Below are 15,488 nucleotides of genomic sequence, written 5' to 3' on the forward strand. Positions count from 1 at the left end.
TTGGACGCTCGAATGGCTATTCGGGAAGCGGCATGCTTGCGAAGGGGTCGGCAAGTTCGGTCTTGTATTCGCCAGACATCATGCTGGCCCCGGGCTTGGGCATGTTGGCTGTCGTTGGCGGCGGAAGCGGTACGTCGTCGGGCACGGACGAATATCCGGCGAGCACCGCGCTGTCGTGCATCTTCGCGACGAAATCGCTGATCTTCCGTGCGATCTCGGACTTGGTCGCGCGGCAACGGATTTCGGCGCGGTGGAGCGCCGTCCCGATAGACGCGCGGTCGGCCTGAGTTGCGGCTTGCGTAAGGCCCTGCACCGACCTGAGGACCGATATGTCGGTGACAAGGTAGCCCTCAAGGCGACCCGATAGCTTTTCTTTCTCGTTGCGCAGTTGGTTCAGGAGAGAGCTCGGCTCAGATACGAAGGCATCGAGCGCGATTTGCGCCACTCGCTCCGAGCGCTCGACACACTGCGCGTGCGCGGCGCCGGCGGCTCCGCAAAGTATCGTGACCGACGCGACGATCCCGATGATCCATCTGCGGCCAGCGTCAATCAGCTTCGACTGAGGCAAGTTATCTTCCATCTCGCTTACGTTCACCGACTAACGCTGGAAGGACTTATAAGAACCGCTTGATGTAGATAAAGTATGTCAAATTTTTGTGCGGTGCAAAAATAGCTCGGAAACGGTGGGGCCTGCCAAGTCATTTTTCACTTAGCTGCAAGGCCTTAGGCGCGAGCCCATACGACCGGCACCCTCTTAGCAGAGCGTCCAAATCTGCGCCATGTCGCAGTGCCGGGAGATTACAGGATTCTGATCGCGCACCGCCCTCGGATACACCTGATGCCTTGCTCAGGTCATGATGAGAGACCGAAAACGGTGAGGGTCCCAATCAGCATGGGACCCATCAATCAGCTCGTCTTGAGGTCTTATGCCTTAGGACGGGGTCCGCAGTGAAGCCAGGCGGCTGGCGCGCAGATGTTCGCCGTGTTCGCTGACAGCCACCCAGAAGCGTGGATTGCTGCCGGATTGCATGGAAATCCACTGATAACCGGCCGCGTTCCAAGGGCGGACGGACGAGGAGAGATTGTCGAGCACGACGTCGCCGTCGCTCATCCGGACGACCAGCACAAGGTGCCCTTGCCCACCAGCGGTGAGGACAACTGCAAGCCGCAGCGCCGATTTCGGCCAGCCCATCTCGATGAGGCGGTGCCGCTTGGTCACGGCGTAATCGTTGCAATCGCCGGCGGCGGGAGACAACGTCCAATGCCTGAGTAGCGGGTTGGTCGGTTTCTGCATCGGCGTGATGGCATCGTTCACCGAGTGATTGACCTCGCGCAGCATAGCCGACGCCCGCTCGCCGGAAGGTGGCACCTGCTGGTCCGCAACCGTATCCTGTTCGCACTCCGTGCCATAGTTCATGCAAAACTTCACGAACTGCAGCGGTGCAAGCGCGTTGTCGTATTCGCTGATAAAGGAGCCCGCTGCGGTTGAGGGCGCCTCGACGATCGTGTCGGCTTTGGCAGCAGTACCGGCGCAAACCAACCCGGCCGCCAGGAAAGTTCTGAAAATCCAGCTCATAGTCATCCCCGTTATTCGCCATTTTTCTTGACGCTAGGGATATAACGAACCCATTAGGTTCGGGTTTTGCAGACAGTTACAGTTTTATCGGCTCCGCGAGGCTGGTTCCCGGAACCTTCGCTTGGTTAAATCTTTCTGCCGGACGCAAGTAGCGTGGTCAGCGGGACGGGCTCACGGAGGTCAGCGATGTGGTCGTCGTGGCCGCGGCCGTGAACAACGTCAGTGTTGGCGCTTGAGCGCTGCCACCGCTTGTATTGAGCACGACCGGATCGGTGGATGTTGCGGAGCCGCCGCGACCCTGTCCGCCTCCCGCGTTGCTCCCGCCGCCGGCGGTCGTCTCGCCGGTGGGATCGGCGCCGCTGGTCACGTCTGTCTGGATGTCGCCGGTAATGCTGGTGAAAGACGCGATCAGGGCCGCGTTTTCGGTCTTCAGGACCGCTTCCTGGATGAGCTGCGCCACACCCTGTTGCGACAGAACACAAACGGAAGCCGCAGTTCCGAGACCAGCGCCGATGGCACGGCTCTGTTCCTCATTGCTGGCTCTTGCGAGCGAAACGATGCCTTCGACGGTCTCGGGCCGCGAGGTCAAAAGGTCACGAATTTCGGAGGCTAGGCCGCCCTGACCTTCCTTGAATTGGTCGAGCAATGCAGCGGGATTTGTGAGAAACGTGTTTGCGCGCTCCGCCGAGATCAAGTTGGCGTTGGCTCCGCACGAAGCGCTGTTGCCGGTCGCCGCAAACGATGGGACGATTGTGCCGCATAATGCGGCAACGCCGAGGAGAACCGAAAGAACTTTTCCAGATTGCATGATGACCGCCGAACTCTTTTTGTCTTTATAATTCACTTTGTCCAAATTTGCCACGTTATTTCCGCAATTCGGACGGGATCGATTGGGCCAGCCCGCAACCAACAATGGCAGCGAAGAAGACCCCGAAGCCGGGTATCTGCACCGAAAAGTCGATGCAACTATGAATCAGTCCGAGCGCCGCTACGCTGGCGCCGATGATTGGTATGTAGCGGTCACGCTTTCGCCGCAAGCTGCTTCTTAATAAAAGGTAAATATACCAGAGGCAACACGCCACGATGAAGGCGGCGGCGGGCAGGCCGAGCTCCGCCGCAAGCTCCAGCGGTGTCGAATGGGCGCGGTCCCATATTCCGAGACTTCCGAGCTCCGCGGTCCGGTATGCCGGGAAAGTTGCCTCGAAATTGCCCCACCCGATACCAAGCATCGGATAGTCGTGGATGATGGCGATGGCGCGCTGATAGGCATTGGATCGCTGCTCGTCAAAGAGGCCGTAAGTGCCGATTCGCCCGGCAACGGCGCCGCCAACGAGTTGGAGGAGCAGCAGCGCCACGAAGGGGGTTCCCGCAACATACCCCCATCTTCGCAGCTTGCCGATCGGCAATGGCGCGAGATAAAGCCCGCAGACGAGCAGAAGTGCACAAATCGACAGCAGCAGTCCCGCGCGAGAGCCCGTCATCGCAGTCGCCGTCACGCAAATCGTAAAACCGATGCCGAGAGCGACTGGCGAAGATGAATAGAACGTGACGCGGTCCGAGAACCGGGGGGATACCGGCGCATCCGGATGGTCGCGGCGATGGGCGAAGCGAAGCAGCGGGACCAGAAATAATATCGCGCTGCTGCCCCAAAAGACCGCGGCGGTGTTTCGATTGACGAAAGTGCCGGTGGCGTAGCCCAGATAGGCTTCCTTGCGTCTCGACAACAGGCCGTTGGGGTCGCTGACTTCGGCAAGAATGCCGTACACCGCGTAGGCACACCCGGCCCAGGCGAGAATCAGTAGGAGCCGGCGTGCGCTGCTCGCGTCGGTTGAGATTGCGAATGCGCGAATGAACACCATCGCAAGCAGCAGTGGATAGCCGAGCGCGAGCCACGGACCGCTGACCGTTGTCGAAATGCGGCTGGGAGCCGGGATGCCAAGCCCGGTCGAGGGAAGCTGCCAGACCGGATTGCCATGCGCAAATGGCGGCTCGCGCCATTCCTGGACGATGACGATCGCTGCAACCATGGCGAGCGTGACGAGCAGCGGTGTCAGGAGCCGCACATCCTCGCGGCCGATGCCCTCGAGGTCGGCCGTCACGAGGCTCGCCGCCATCAGCGCGCACCAGATGCAGATCCAAATCAGGTCGGTGGATCCGAGCGGCAGCGGCGCCAGCACGAAAACCGCAAGCGCGGCCATCCTGGACACGATGTTCAGCTGGCACTCCCCACGGGTATGATTGGCCGTTCGCACTGAAACCGGAGACGAGCTCCGCGACAACGCCGATAAATCATCAATCCGGCCCTTTCGGAAGTGATCATTCGCCTGCTGCAATCCACACAAGAAAAATATGACGCGGTGTGTCGATTGCGTCACGTGTTCGGCGCGAATGCGACGAAAATGCGCCGTCGATGTGCTCGGACACAAGCGATTGTCGGTCCAAATATCGACGTCGCGCCAAGGTTAATTAGGTGCGCGAAATCCGCGCAGGCGCGCTCGTTTTTCGGCGTTGTCAACGCGCGCAATGCCCTTTAGAAGCCGATGCTGCAGCGCAAGAGATTCTTGGAGTCGACGTGGCGACGCAGGTTCACAAAGAAAAAGAACACGTCCTGTCGCTGGATAGCATTCGCGGAATAGCCGCGGTCACCGTGGTCGTGCACCACGTGATACGGATGCCGACCTTTCTCGCAGCTTTCAGCACGCCGCCGTGGATCGAGTGCTCGTATTTCCGGGCCGGAGGCTTTCTCGTCGATCTCTTCTTCGTTCTCAGCGGCATGGTCATGTCGATGAGCTACGTGCAATCGGATTTCGGGGGCTTCTCGTTGCGCGATTTCATGGTGCGCCGCTTTGCCCGCATCTATCCGCTTCACTTGGTCATGCTGATCGCCCTGCTTCTCTTCCGCCTGCTGCGGATCGGTCTCGTCACTCTCGGCGTGATCGTCGCCGTGCCGGCCGCGTTCGAGGTCAACAACGCGTATTCGTTCGTTCTCAACGTGTTCCTGCTGCAGTCGCTCGGATTCCTTGACTATCTGAACTGGAATGCGCCGAGCTGGAGCATCAGCGTCGAGTTCTATACGTACCTGGTGTTTGGATTGGTCGTGCTCGGGGCTCAGCGGCTCGGCTCGCTCCGATGGCTGTATGTGTCGGCGGCGGTGCTTTCCGTTGCGAGCTGGCTGGCGCTCGCGGTGTGGATCGGGAGGGAGGAAATCGGTGCGCAGTACGATTTCGGTATTCTGCGCTGCTTCACGAGCTTCTTTCTCGGCGTGCTCACGGTGAAGGCGGTATCCTACGTGCCGCGCACGATCGGTCCGGCGGTCAAAGGCGCTATCCAGTTCGCCGCGTTCCTCGTTGCCCTGGTGAACGTCTGTTTCATCGAGGCGTGGCCCTGGATCAGCTACCTCACGCCCCTGACATTCGCGGTCTTCCTGGGATCCTTGCTCGCGTTTCCAGATGCGGCAGTCGTGCCTCGCGTGCTGGTGACGAAGCCCCTGGTCTGGGTCGGCAAGCGCTCCTATTCGATCTACATGGTGCATGCATTCGTCATCCTGCTCGCCGAATACGGCCTCAGGGCATTTGGACATCGGCCGATCGCCTGGCTCGAATCGATTTATCCCGGTCTACCGGCGACGCTGAACTTGTTCGTGTTGATCGCGGTGGTGCTGGTGGCGTCGGATTTCACGTATCGTTGGGTGGAGCTTTCGGGCGGCAAGCTCGTCCGGCGCTGGTTCGAGGGCAATCGGTTCTCTGCCACCGCGCCCGCGACGAATTCCACGTGAGGCCGAAGTCGGGGCGACCTCAGGCGGATCGTAGCTGGTTCCGGCGAACCTGAAGAGGGAAAGAAAATTGTCTCAATCTCGGGTGACATTGCGCTCGCTCCAGTGCGGACGCGGCTTGGCTGCCCTCATGGTCGTCATCTATCACACGTCGGTGATCTTTCGCGTGCCTACCTATTGGGGGGCCACTCCCTTCGGGGACGTGCCGAAGTTTCTGGATTCAGGCGTCGATTTTTTCTTTGTCCTGAGTGGCTTCATCATTTTGGACGCGCATCTGCGCGACATTGGTTCGCCCGCACGTTTCGCGAACTACGTCTGGCGGCGCGCGGTCCGGATCTATCCGCTCTATTGGCTGGTCTTCTGCGCCGTTCTAATTCCGCTGTTGCTGACGAAAGCGGACGCTGATTTGCGCCATATTGCGCTCGAGTTCTTCCTGCTGCCTGCGTCGGGCTTGGTTCCAGACCAGAAGATCGTCGTTGTGTCATGGACGCTTTGTTTCGAGATCGCGTTTTACGCGATATTCGGCGTCGCGATCTTCAACAGAGTCTTGGGCGTCCTGCTCGGTGTGCTCTGGCTGTTAGCTGCGCTCTACTCGCTCGGAGAACTCGTCCCCGCGAACTGGACGATTCTCTGTTCTCCATACCCCGTTCTGTTCCTAACTGGCATGGCCGTCCGACAGGTGTGGAGTTCCGGAAAGTTCCACATGCCGCTGAGCCCGACGCTCGGGCTCGGCATTGTCATCTTCGCGGCGGCAGCCATCACGCGAGTGAATGCGCTTGGAATTCCGGCCGGGGTCGTGCAGTTGTCGTACGGCGTGGGAGCGGGTTTGATCATACTGGCTGCGGTTGAGGCCGAGCGCCGTGGGTCGGTCGAATTTCCCGAATGGCTTACGAGAATTGGAGACGCGTCGTACAGCCTCTATCTCGTCCACTTCACCGTGCTTTCGGTGTTGGCCAAACTCATTGTGGCGACCAACGTGTCCAAGGCTGTGCCGCTGCAGGTGGTCTTTGTTGGGATGGCGGTTGTAACGGTCGCCGTCGGGGTGGCCGTTCATCTCGCTGTCGAGAAGCCGCTGCTGAAGCTCCTTGGACGCTGTCGCGCGCCGGTGCACCAATCTACCGGACAGTTCGCAGACCAGGTCCGGGGTAGGGACCGCAGCCCGCAGGAACTGGCTCGCGAGGCCTATTCCACGGATCGATGAACGGAATCCTTGCTCATGCCGTCCAGGAGCTTCCGCAAGCCTTTAACGTTGAAATTGCTGAGCTTTACGGTTATGTTGCGTTGCAATAGACGGGGCGCTGAAGCATCGACCGCGTATCGGACGCCGAGGCGTCCCGTTCAAGATTGGCCGCTTTCAAGGGCGGCCGTTCCTTCACAGATTTCTGGATGAATGGCAGGCAGCGTGGCATCGAGCGAACGAGATACTCCTATATCCGTCGGGTTCTCCCTCGAGGCGGTAGCGTTTTGCCTGTACGTCGTTCGGGACGCGTTTGCCGGCGCGATGAAATTCTACTTCGCGAAGCTTCACCTCGAGGTTTTGTGGTTTTCGCCCGACTTCGTCGCGATTGTCTGCATCGGGTTGTTCATCAAGCGATGCGTCATCGACAACGGGAGCATGATGGCGTTCCTCGTGTTCGGGCAGATCTGCGTCTCGCTCTTCATCGGCTTTTGGTTTCTCGGCAGCGCGACGGCGCTGATGTCTTCGATCAAGATGATCTTTCCTCTGTTCGTGGGCTTTTGTTTCGCCGACCGAAATTTGGGCGAGTATCGCAATTCACTCAAGATCGTCACGGCGACGCTCTACCTGAGTCTGTTTGGCATCTTCCTTTCGAAATACTGGTCGATGCCGTGGGTCGGCTTCAAATACGAGTCCTTCGGCGCGACGCGCGAAGCGGGACGGTTGTGGTGGTCGTTCCAGGAACAGCGACTGGCAGGCTTCGCCGCCGACAGCACGATGGCCGCCTATTTCATCCTGGTCGCCTATGTCATGACGTCGATCCGCAGGAGCATCCCGTGGTGCATCGTCATGGGTGGAATTTCGATCTATGCGGTCCGCCTGACCACCAGCAAGACGGCGATGGGAGTTCTATTTGTTTATCTGATCGCGATGATCTTCGTCCGGTCGCTTCCATACGAGAAGCGGCTGAATACGCTGCGTTCGTTCACCCTGTGGTCCTATGGGGCGATCCTGGTTCCGATCGTGCTCATCATCCTGTTCACCGGCGTCGATCTCTCGCCGGGAACGAAGGGCTTCTTCTTCAGCCTTCAGGATCGCATCAATAACAGCTGGCAATTGCCGTTCGTTTATCTCAGTCAGCTGATGCCGATCGGAATCGTCACGGGATGCGGGGTAGGTTGCTTCAACTATCCTCAGCAGCTGTTTTCGAACCTTACAGACTATTGGGTCCCCGTCGACAACTTCTATATCGGCACCTACGTGATGTTCGGATTCCCCTTCGTCATCTTCATGTGGATGGTGTTCAGGTCGACCCTCATCGTCACCGATGTCTACAAACTGTCCCTTGTGTTCGTGACCAACATCTTCACGATCACTGTGCTCAGCTACGGTCCGGCGACCGGCTTGCTGGTGATTGCGTTGGGCTTCAGCGAGGTCTTCTCGAAAACTGCGACGAGGGTGTTCCAGGGCGGCGGCAAACGCGAAGTCGTCCTTCCGCCCGAGCCGCGCCTGTCGACTGTTCATGATGTGGGTTGAGTGGAAGAGCCGGCGCATTCTGTATGCGCGGATGGAATAGGCGCCAGTGCCGAGGGATGCAAACGGATGACATTGCGCGAGCAGCTTGACCGTTACAGAGGCCATGGTCCCGGGTTTGACGCGGCGCGTCTGATTCTTTCGATTTCTATCCTTTGTTGGCACAGCGTGGTGACGTCATATGGTCACGCGGCGGAAACGAATATCTGGAATGGCTTCTTCTCCGCGCCTTTGAGCGCCTTGATGCCCATGTTCTTTGCGTTGAGCGGGTTCCTGGTGATGGGCAGTTTTGAAAGAGCGAACAATCTTCGAGGCTTCCTTGGCCTGCGCGCTCTTAGAATTGTTCCGGCGCTCTCGGTCGAAATCCTGATCTCCGCCTTCATACTCGGCACTTTGCTCACGACGGTGCCGCTGGCGAGCTACTACAGTGACCCGAAATTTTTCAGATATTTCGGAAGCCTGTTCGGATTCGTGAACTACACGTTGCCGGGCGTGTTTGCCGACAATCCCGACCCGGACAGGGTCAACCTGTCGCTTTGGACGATCGCTCCGGAATTGATGTGCTACGTGTACCTTGGTTTGCTGATGGCTCTGCGCCTCAAGCGAACCGGCGTCACGATTTCCGCAATTGTTCTTCTCGTCGTATGCCTCGCCGCGGACGCACAAAGTGGCGTTGATCGGGCCGACACGGGCGTTGTATTCGCGCGTTTTCTTCTGATCTCATTCGCTTTTGGAAATCTGATCTATCTTTGGAGTGAGTACATTCCTTTCCGATGGGACGTGTTTACTGTCGGTATCGTAGTTGGGTTTCTTTTCATCAAGACACCGGTGCTGATCTATCTCTCCCTGCTGTGCTTGGCCTACGTCATTGTTTTTGTCGGATGCGTTCCGATCGGCGTGCCGAAGCCGTTCTCGACCGGCGACTATTCTTATGGAATCTATCTGTACGCATATCCGATCCAGCAAACCTACTCGCACTTCTTCACCGGGCATCGCGAATTCTATTGGAATATCCTCTTTTGTTTACCCGTGACGTGCCTAGTAGCGGCGCTATCGTGGTGGTTCATCGAGAAGCCGGCGCTGTCGTGGAGAAAGAGCTTGTACAAATTGCCGGTCGCCTCGACGGATTTGACATTCCTACAGATGGCAGTGCCGTTCGTTTTGTTGGCGATGTACGGAGTGCTTCTCTTCGTGACCAGCGGGTTGTTCGAGACCGGTGTGCGTCTTCGATCAATGTTGCCCTGGGTCGCCGTCTGCGCGCTCGTCGTCGTCGGTTTCAGGGTGATGTTCTTCCGTTTCTCCGGTCGCCCGAAATACCAGCAGTCGTGACTGACGTATCGCCATTCATCAGGGAATGATGGTCGGAGAAGACACGGGAGAGCTTGTCATCTTGCGATCGGACCCATTGTTGAGCTCGCTTGGAACAGAGTCCATGCACAAGCGCCTTGTGTTCATAGACACGTTGCGCGGTATTGCCGTTCTCTGCGTGCTGCTTCAGCACGTGTTGGAGCAGATTGTGCTCACGGGGCAGACCGGCGCGGCCGAGGGCATGCTGCATGGCTTGATCGGGTACTACTTCAATTTCGGCCGTTTTGGCGTCGTGTTGTTCTTCTTCGTCAGCGGCTTTGTGGTTCCTTACAGCTTTCCCGACAGTGCCGCGCCGGTCCGCGACTTCGCCGTGAGCCGCTTCTTTCGGCTCTATCCGATGTACTGGCTGGCTATCATTCTGGCGCTCGCGATCTTGCCGGCCGCGGAGGCCAAGGTCTTCCCGGTCTGGCAAGTGCTGGTCAATCTGACGATGTTCCAGAACGTGGTCGGGCTGCCCAATATGGTGGTGGCGCATTGGACGCTTGCGATCGAATTGATCTTCTACATCGGTTGCGTTGTGCTATTCGTCACGGGTCTGCTCCGCCGGAGTGCGGCCGTGTTCGCCATCGTCATCGCGATCTCGTGTGCCGGCATCGTTCTGCCGATTCTGTTCGAGCAGCGGATCGTATCCCGTCTGCTGGAGGTCGTACTCAATCTCGATGCGATGCTGATCGGGAAGATCACCCGCGACACGGTGATGGGGCGGAAGCTGCGATGGTGGCACGTGGCGTTGTGTCTCGGCCTCTACAGCGGGTTCGCCATGGTGATTTTCAAGCGCTTGTATGGCGGGGACTATCAGGGTAACTTTTTCTTCAGCTATTCGATCGCCTCGGCCTATGTCGTGGCCGGATTCACGTTCGTAACTTTCGCGTGCTACGGCGACCGGCTCGCATGGCGTGGTCTCACCTTCATCGGTACGATCAGCTACTCGGTGTACCTGATGCAGGTTTACGTGCTGGCGGTGGCGGTGCACTACTTCGGTGCCGGGAGCAGTCTGCCGCAATGGATGTCCTTCGCGGCCGGTGTGTTTTCGGTGACGGTTTTGATTTCCTGGGCCAGTTATTGCGCCGTCGAGAAACCCGCCGTGGCTTTTGGCAGAACGTATCGCTCGCGACGGAGCACGGGCGCTGAGGCCATGCCGGTGCCGGAGCAGGGCGTGGCATGACCGAGGCAGCGAGGCCCAATGCTTCAGGTGCGCCGCGGGCGAGCTTTTTCCCGTCGATTCAAGGCCTACGCGGTCTGGCGGCGCTGACGGTGGTCGTTGCGCATCTCTATGCGATGCCGATGCGTGCCGGATTTCTGCCAACGCTGCCGGGCTGGCTTTACAAGGTGTTCGACACCGGCGGTCATGGCGTCGAACTGTTCTTCATGATCAGCGGCTTTCTGATTCCGGCGAGCTTGGTCCGGCACGGCAGGGTGTCGACGTTCATGTACGACCGCTGCCTGCGTATCGTTCCGGTCTTCGTCGTGCTCCACATGATCGTATTCACGCTCGGTCCGATCGCCGCTTACAAGTTCTTCAAGGGAATCGACGTCGGAACCTATGTCGAGCTGTTCCTCGTCAATCTGTTTTTCCTTCCTGACGCGCTCGGACTTCCGATTGCCCAGCAGAATGCCTGGACGCTGTCCTACGAATGGGCCTTCTACATCTGGTTTGCCGCAATCTTTGTCGCCTGCCGTGCGCAGAACAGGTGGGCGATCGTCGCGCTCGGCCTGGTCGCGCTGGTCGCCGTGGCCTACCGCCCGAATACCGCCTTCTTCGGCATCGGCATCCTGTTCGGCCTCATGTCGTTCCGGCTGCCGGTGAAGGGCTGGCTGGGATTGATCGTGGCGATTTCTTGCTTTGCGCTCATGTTCGGCCTGATGGAATATGTCAGCGTGTGGGTCGCGCTCATCCCGGGATTTCTGCTCTTCGCGGTGGTCCTGACGTCGGAGTCGGGATTTGCGCATTTGCTGAGTGCACATGTCCTGCAGTTCGTTGGCAAGATCAGCTACAGCATGTATCTCGTGCATCCCTTCGTGCTCTTCCCCTTGCAGATCGTCGGCCGAAAGCTCGCGGAAAGCGGCGTGAATCTCTGGCTGGTGTGGGGCGGGTTCGGTGTATTGGGTCTCACTCTGACCGTGATCGCGTCTACGCTGAGCTACGAGATCATCGAGGTCCGCCTTCGCCGCGCCGTCGATCGGTTCCTGAGCAAGCGATGGGACGTCGAGCAGACGAAAGTTCAACAGGGTGCCTAATCGAAGCCACGCCAGTCAGATGCCTGCAACAGTGGTTTGGTATCCGGTCGAAGGATGCATGATTTGCGTATTCTTGTCCTGACCCACGAATTTCCGCCGTTCCGCGGCGGTGTCGGTACCTATTGTGTGGAAACGGCAAAGGCTGCCGTCGCGCAGGGTCATACCGTGGAGATACTGGCGCCGGACTTCGGCAAGGACAATGCGGAGGAGGACTGGCTCTTTACCTTCACCGTGCGTCGCTTCGCCGGCGGCGTCTACGCGACCCGGGCCCTGCCGCGCCTGCTGCTCGCTCTGCTCCGTGCCAAACCATGGACGTTCGATATCATCCATGCCGCGGACTGGCCGTTCGTGATGCTGATCCCCTGGATGCGGCCATTCATACGCCGGCGCATCGTCGCCATGATGCACGGCACCGACGTCTTCCTTCTGGCGAAGTCGCGCGTGGCCGGATTTCTGTTCGGCCGGTCCTATTTGCGAGGCGCCGACTATGTCGTGGCCAACAGCCGGTTCACCGAAGACCTCGTTCTGAAATATCACCCTTATCTGGCGTCGCCGCGCCGGACGGCTGTCACACTGCTCGGCGTCGATCCGTTCTGGTTCAACCCACCTGTCGGCGCGTCTGAAACTTTGGAACGGCATGGCGTGCCGAAGAACCGGAAATTGCTGCTGACCGTGGCGCGGCTCGATATCCGCAAGGGGCATCGTTATTTGCTCGAGGCGCTCGCTCTGTTGCCTCAGCATGCCAAGGATCAACTCGGCTATGTCATCGTCGGCAAGGCGCTGGATCCGGCCTATCAGGACGAGCTGAAGGGGCTCGCGGAGGCAAGCGGAGTGCCCGTCGTGTTCGCGGGCGCAGTCTCGAATGACGACGTTCGAAACTTCTATGCCGCGGCCTGGCTGTTCTGCATGCTCGCCGAACCAAATCCGGAGAAGGTGGAGGGTTTTGGGCTGGCCTACCTTGAAGCGGCGGCGCAGTCGCTTCCGAGTGTCGCCGCGCCGAATGGTGGCGTGCCCGAGGTGGTCCTCGACGGAGAGACGGGCGTTCTCTTGAAAGACCGCTCGCCGGATAAACTGGCCAACCTGCTCGTGGAACTCCTGAGCAGGCAGGACGATGTGGCGAGATTCGGTTCGGCCGCCAGGACCTGGGCGCAGACGTTCTCCTGGCAGCGCTGCGCCGAACTGACATATCAGCCGGAACAGGCCGCGCATCGCGCCCCTTCGCGCGCCGAGATCGTTGCAGGAGAATCATGACGTCGCAATCCACACCGGCCCCGCAAGGCCCCCGCGTATCGGTCGTCATTCCGGCCTACAACGCTGCCCGCAGCATCGGGCGCGCGATCGCCTCGGTTCAGGCGCAGACCGAACAGGATTTCGAGATCATCGTCGTCAACGATTGCTCGACGGACGACACGGTTGCCGTTGTCTCCGGTCTTGCAGCGAAGGATGGTCGCATCCGTCTGGTCAGCCAGGAAAAAAACGGCGGGCCATCAAGAGCCCGCAACCGGGGATTCACCGAGGCGCGAGGAACCTGGCTGGCGATCCTGGACGCGGACGACGCCTACAAGCCGGATCGCCTCGAGAGGCTGACCAAGCTGGCCGAGACCGAATCTCTCGACATGATCGCTGACGACATCACGTATTACGACAGCGAGGCCGATGTCGAATTTGGCGATCAGCGGCTCGCTCCCGGGTTCAACCGCATCGACCTCGCCGGCTTTCTTCGCGCATCGATGTTCCGCCCGCCACTGCATGATTTCAGCGGGCGCGACGTGTTCCAGTATGCGCTGCTCAAATTCGTGTTCAGACGATCGTTCATCGCCGAGCACAAGCTCGCCTATCCGGAGAGCCTTCGCGACAGCGAGGACTTCTTCTTCTATTCGGAGTGCCTGCTCGCCGGCGGACGGGCCGGGCTCACGTCCGAGCCCGGCTACGTCTACACGCAGCGCATGGGCAAGATTTCGAAGCGGCAGTCGGCGCTGACGCGGACAAAGGTCAACCGTATGCAAGTCGTGACGGGGGTCGATCTGCTGTTCTCGCGACACGCGCAGCGCCTGTCGCCGGTCCACAGGCGGCTGTTGCGCGAGCGGCGTGCCCAGGCGATCGGACTGAACGCGCATGAGCGCGCGCGAGACCTGGTCCATCAGAGGCAGGTCGTGATTGCGCTGCTGGAGCTGGCGAAGACCCGGCCGGCATGGGCGTTTTCCGTGCACCTCCTGCTGCGGCGCAGAAAAGACTGGCTTGCAAAGCTGGGCGGCAAGGCCTGATGACTGAAAAATCCGGTCTGATTAAGCGAACTGGCGTCGGCGTGCTCTGGATGGTCATCGGATCCGGAGGGCAGACGCTATTCCAGTTCGTCCTCTTCATGATCCTCGCGCGCTTGCTGGGACCGGAAGCGTTCGGTGTCGTTGGCATCGCTACGGCATTCATCGATATTTCGAACCTGATTGGACGAGCCGGCCTGACCGAAGTCCTGATCCAGCGCGCCGACATGTCGGACGAGGAAGTCGATACGGCGTTCTGGAGCAGCTTCGGGTTCGGTCTGCTTCTGACAGTCATCATGTTCGTGACGGCACAAAATCTAGCCCACCTTTTTGGCGTGGCGGAGCTGAAGCCGGTGATGCAGTGGCTGGCCCCGATGTCGCTCCTGTTTGCTGCAGGCACGGTGTATGAGGCGAAACTTCGCCGCGAATTCGGCTTCCGTGCGCTGGCGGCACGCAACGTTTCGGCCACGATCGTCAGTGGTGTCGTTGCAATGGTGATGGCGTTCACGGGCTTCGGGGTTTTCAGCCTCGTGGCGCAGCGTCTCATCTACTACGTCTGGTTCACCGCCGCGATGATTGTGGCCACGCGTTGGTGGCCGTCGCTGAGATTCAATCCACGAATTGCAATTGCCCAATTGAAGGGCGGAATTGCAGTGGCGCTGTCCTCGTTGCTCGGCTCGGGAAACCAGCGGGTCCTGGACCTGATCGTCGGCTATTTTGTAGGCGCCCAGGGACTCGGCTACTTGCGGATTGCGTGGCGCGGCATCGATCTTCTGCTCGAGCTCTCGATCCGGCCCGTGACGACGGTCACGCTCACATCGCTCTCACGCTTGCAGAATGATCGCCCGGCCTTGATCGATGCCTATCTCCAGCTCGTTCACATGACGGCCGCTTTCCTCTACCCGTTGTTTGTCGGTGCCGCGCTCGTCGCACCGGAACTGCTGACCCTCATGTTCGGTGCAAAGTGGCAGGCCAGCATCCTGCCCATGCAGATCCTAACCCAGATTGCGCTCTTTGTCCCGCTCATCTGGTACAAGACGAACATATTGATGGCCATTGGCCGGATGTGGGAAGTCCTGCTGATCAATCTGTTCGAATTTGCGCTGAGCGTGACCGTGGGCGTGATCGCCGCGCAATACGGCGTCGAAGGAGCTGCCGCCGGCAACGTTGTCAGGATGCTGCTTGCAACTCCGGTAATCCTGTTCGCGGTACAGGTTTGGACAGGGGTTCCCTTCTGGCGAACCTTGGCCGCAGTGATGTATCCGGCCGCAGCAGCGATCATCATGGCGGGAGCGCTCGCGCTGCTGCGGCCCCATCTGATGTCGCTGCATCCAATCGCGATCCTGGCGATCATGAGTGTGCTCGGATTCACGATTTACGCGCCGGCCATTCTTGCGCTGGATCAGACCCTGTGGCGAACCGTGCGGGCCGCTATATCGACGCGCGGGCGTCGGCCTGAGCCGGCCTCCTGATCGGGCTGGCTTAAAGCATGATCCGGAAAAGTGAGCAGCGGTTTTCCGAAAAGGTCATGCTCAAACAATAAACTAATGTGCGATGACGATT

At 59.4% G+C, this 15,488-nt stretch carries 13 protein-coding genes; 9 read left to right on the forward strand and 4 right to left on the reverse strand.

What is annotated here, in order from left to right; genetic code table 11:
- Positions 1-16 precede the first annotated feature (16 nt).
- The 4 genes from CIT39_RS07670 to CIT39_RS07685 all read right to left on the reverse strand — a co-directional run bounded on the left by CIT39_RS07670 (position 17) and on the right by CIT39_RS07685 (position 3,774).
- Positions 17-568 (reverse strand): hypothetical protein, encoded by a 552-nt coding sequence (locus CIT39_RS07670; RefSeq protein WP_094973805.1) that lies wholly within the window; start codon positions 566-568, stop codon positions 17-19.
- Positions 569-931: 363 nt separating this feature from the next.
- Positions 932-1,576 carry a transglutaminase-like cysteine peptidase gene (locus CIT39_RS07675; RefSeq protein WP_094973786.1) on the reverse strand — a complete coding sequence of 215 codons (645 nt, stop codon included), beginning with the start codon at positions 1,574-1,576 and terminating at the stop codon, positions 932-934.
- 157 nt (positions 1,577-1,733) lie between these two features.
- The gene (locus CIT39_RS07680) at positions 1,734-2,438 is read right to left on the reverse strand and encodes a hypothetical protein (protein WP_244607534.1); all 705 of its coding nucleotides are present in this window, start codon (positions 2,436-2,438) and stop codon (positions 1,734-1,736) included.
- A 1-nt stretch (position 2,439) separates the two neighbouring features.
- Complete coding sequence (locus tag CIT39_RS07685; RefSeq protein WP_094973787.1) at positions 2,440-3,774, reverse strand: O-antigen ligase family protein; 1,335 nt, start codon at positions 3,772-3,774, stop codon at positions 2,440-2,442.
- A gap of 272 nt (positions 3,775-4,046) precedes the next feature.
- Between CIT39_RS07685 and CIT39_RS07690 the strand changes: the two genes are divergently transcribed.
- The 9 genes from CIT39_RS07690 to CIT39_RS07730 all read left to right on the forward strand — a co-directional run bounded on the left by CIT39_RS07690 (position 4,047) and on the right by CIT39_RS07730 (position 15,397).
- Complete coding sequence (locus tag CIT39_RS07690; RefSeq protein ID WP_244607535.1) at positions 4,047-5,351, forward strand: acyltransferase family protein; 1,305 nt, start codon at positions 4,047-4,049, stop codon at positions 5,349-5,351.
- A gap of 127 nt (positions 5,352-5,478) precedes the next feature.
- Entirely contained in the window at positions 5,479-6,549 is a 1,071-nt protein-coding gene (locus tag CIT39_RS07695) for an acyltransferase family protein (RefSeq protein ID WP_148667287.1), read from the forward strand.
- A 189-nt stretch (positions 6,550-6,738) separates the two neighbouring features.
- On the forward strand, positions 6,739-8,061 hold the full coding sequence (locus CIT39_RS07700) for a hypothetical protein (RefSeq protein ID WP_094973790.1): 1,323 nt from the start codon (positions 6,739-6,741) through the stop codon (positions 8,059-8,061).
- Positions 8,062-8,127: 66 nt separating this feature from the next.
- Positions 8,128-9,387, forward strand: coding sequence for an acyltransferase family protein (locus CIT39_RS07705; RefSeq protein ID WP_094973791.1), 1,260 nt, complete (start codon positions 8,128-8,130; stop codon positions 9,385-9,387).
- Positions 9,388-9,490: 103 nt separating this feature from the next.
- Positions 9,491-10,591, forward strand: a complete 1,101-nt coding sequence (locus CIT39_RS07710) for an acyltransferase family protein (protein WP_109853888.1) — start codon at positions 9,491-9,493, stop codon at positions 10,589-10,591.
- Positions 10,588-11,664: an acyltransferase family protein gene (locus CIT39_RS07715; RefSeq protein ID WP_094973806.1), complete on the forward strand. Its 1,077-nt coding sequence runs from the start codon at positions 10,588-10,590 to the stop codon at positions 11,662-11,664. Before CIT39_RS07710 ends, CIT39_RS07715 begins: the two co-directional genes overlap by 4 nt.
- A 54-nt stretch (positions 11,665-11,718) precedes the next feature.
- A complete protein-coding gene (locus CIT39_RS07720; RefSeq protein WP_094973807.1) occupies positions 11,719-12,915 on the forward strand; it encodes a glycosyltransferase family 4 protein in 1,197 nt (398 codons plus the stop codon).
- Positions 12,912-13,928 (forward strand): glycosyltransferase family 2 protein, encoded by a 1,017-nt coding sequence (locus CIT39_RS07725; RefSeq protein WP_094973808.1) that lies wholly within the window; start codon positions 12,912-12,914, stop codon positions 13,926-13,928. The genes CIT39_RS07720 and CIT39_RS07725 overlap by 4 nt, the downstream gene beginning before the upstream one ends.
- Positions 13,928-15,397, forward strand: a complete 1,470-nt coding sequence (locus tag CIT39_RS07730; RefSeq protein WP_162308397.1) for a lipopolysaccharide biosynthesis protein — start codon at positions 13,928-13,930, stop codon at positions 15,395-15,397. Before CIT39_RS07725 ends, CIT39_RS07730 begins: the two co-directional genes overlap by 1 nt.
- Positions 15,398-15,488: the final 91 nt, after the last annotated feature.

The sequence above is a fragment of the Bradyrhizobium symbiodeficiens genome (genome assembly GCF_002266465.3).
Taxonomy (GTDB): Bacteria; Pseudomonadota; Alphaproteobacteria; order Rhizobiales; family Xanthobacteraceae; genus Bradyrhizobium; species Bradyrhizobium symbiodeficiens.

Coding starts and splice junctions, on each gene's coding strand:
- CIT39_RS07675 (WP_094973786.1), bottom strand. CDS start 1,576: ATGAGCTGGATTTTCAGAACTTTCCTGGCGGCCGGGTTGGTTTGCGCC.
- CIT39_RS07685 (WP_094973787.1), bottom strand. CDS start 3,774: ATGGCCGCGCTTGCGGTTTTCGTGCTGGCGCCGCTGCCGCTCGGATCC.
- CIT39_RS07695 (WP_148667287.1), top strand. CDS start 5,479: ATGGTCGTCATCTATCACACGTCGGTGATCTTTCGCGTGCCTACCTAT.
- CIT39_RS07700 (WP_094973790.1), top strand. CDS start 6,739: ATGGCAGGCAGCGTGGCATCGAGCGAACGAGATACTCCTATATCCGTC.
- CIT39_RS07705 (WP_094973791.1), top strand. CDS start 8,128: ATGACATTGCGCGAGCAGCTTGACCGTTACAGAGGCCATGGTCCCGGG.
- CIT39_RS07710 (WP_109853888.1), top strand. CDS start 9,491: ATGCACAAGCGCCTTGTGTTCATAGACACGTTGCGCGGTATTGCCGTT.
- CIT39_RS07715 (WP_094973806.1), top strand. CDS start 10,588: ATGACCGAGGCAGCGAGGCCCAATGCTTCAGGTGCGCCGCGGGCGAGC.
- CIT39_RS07720 (WP_094973807.1), top strand. CDS start 11,719: ATGCATGATTTGCGTATTCTTGTCCTGACCCACGAATTTCCGCCGTTC.
- CIT39_RS07725 (WP_094973808.1), top strand. CDS start 12,912: ATGACGTCGCAATCCACACCGGCCCCGCAAGGCCCCCGCGTATCGGTC.
- CIT39_RS07730 (WP_162308397.1), top strand. CDS start 13,928: ATGACTGAAAAATCCGGTCTGATTAAGCGAACTGGCGTCGGCGTGCTC.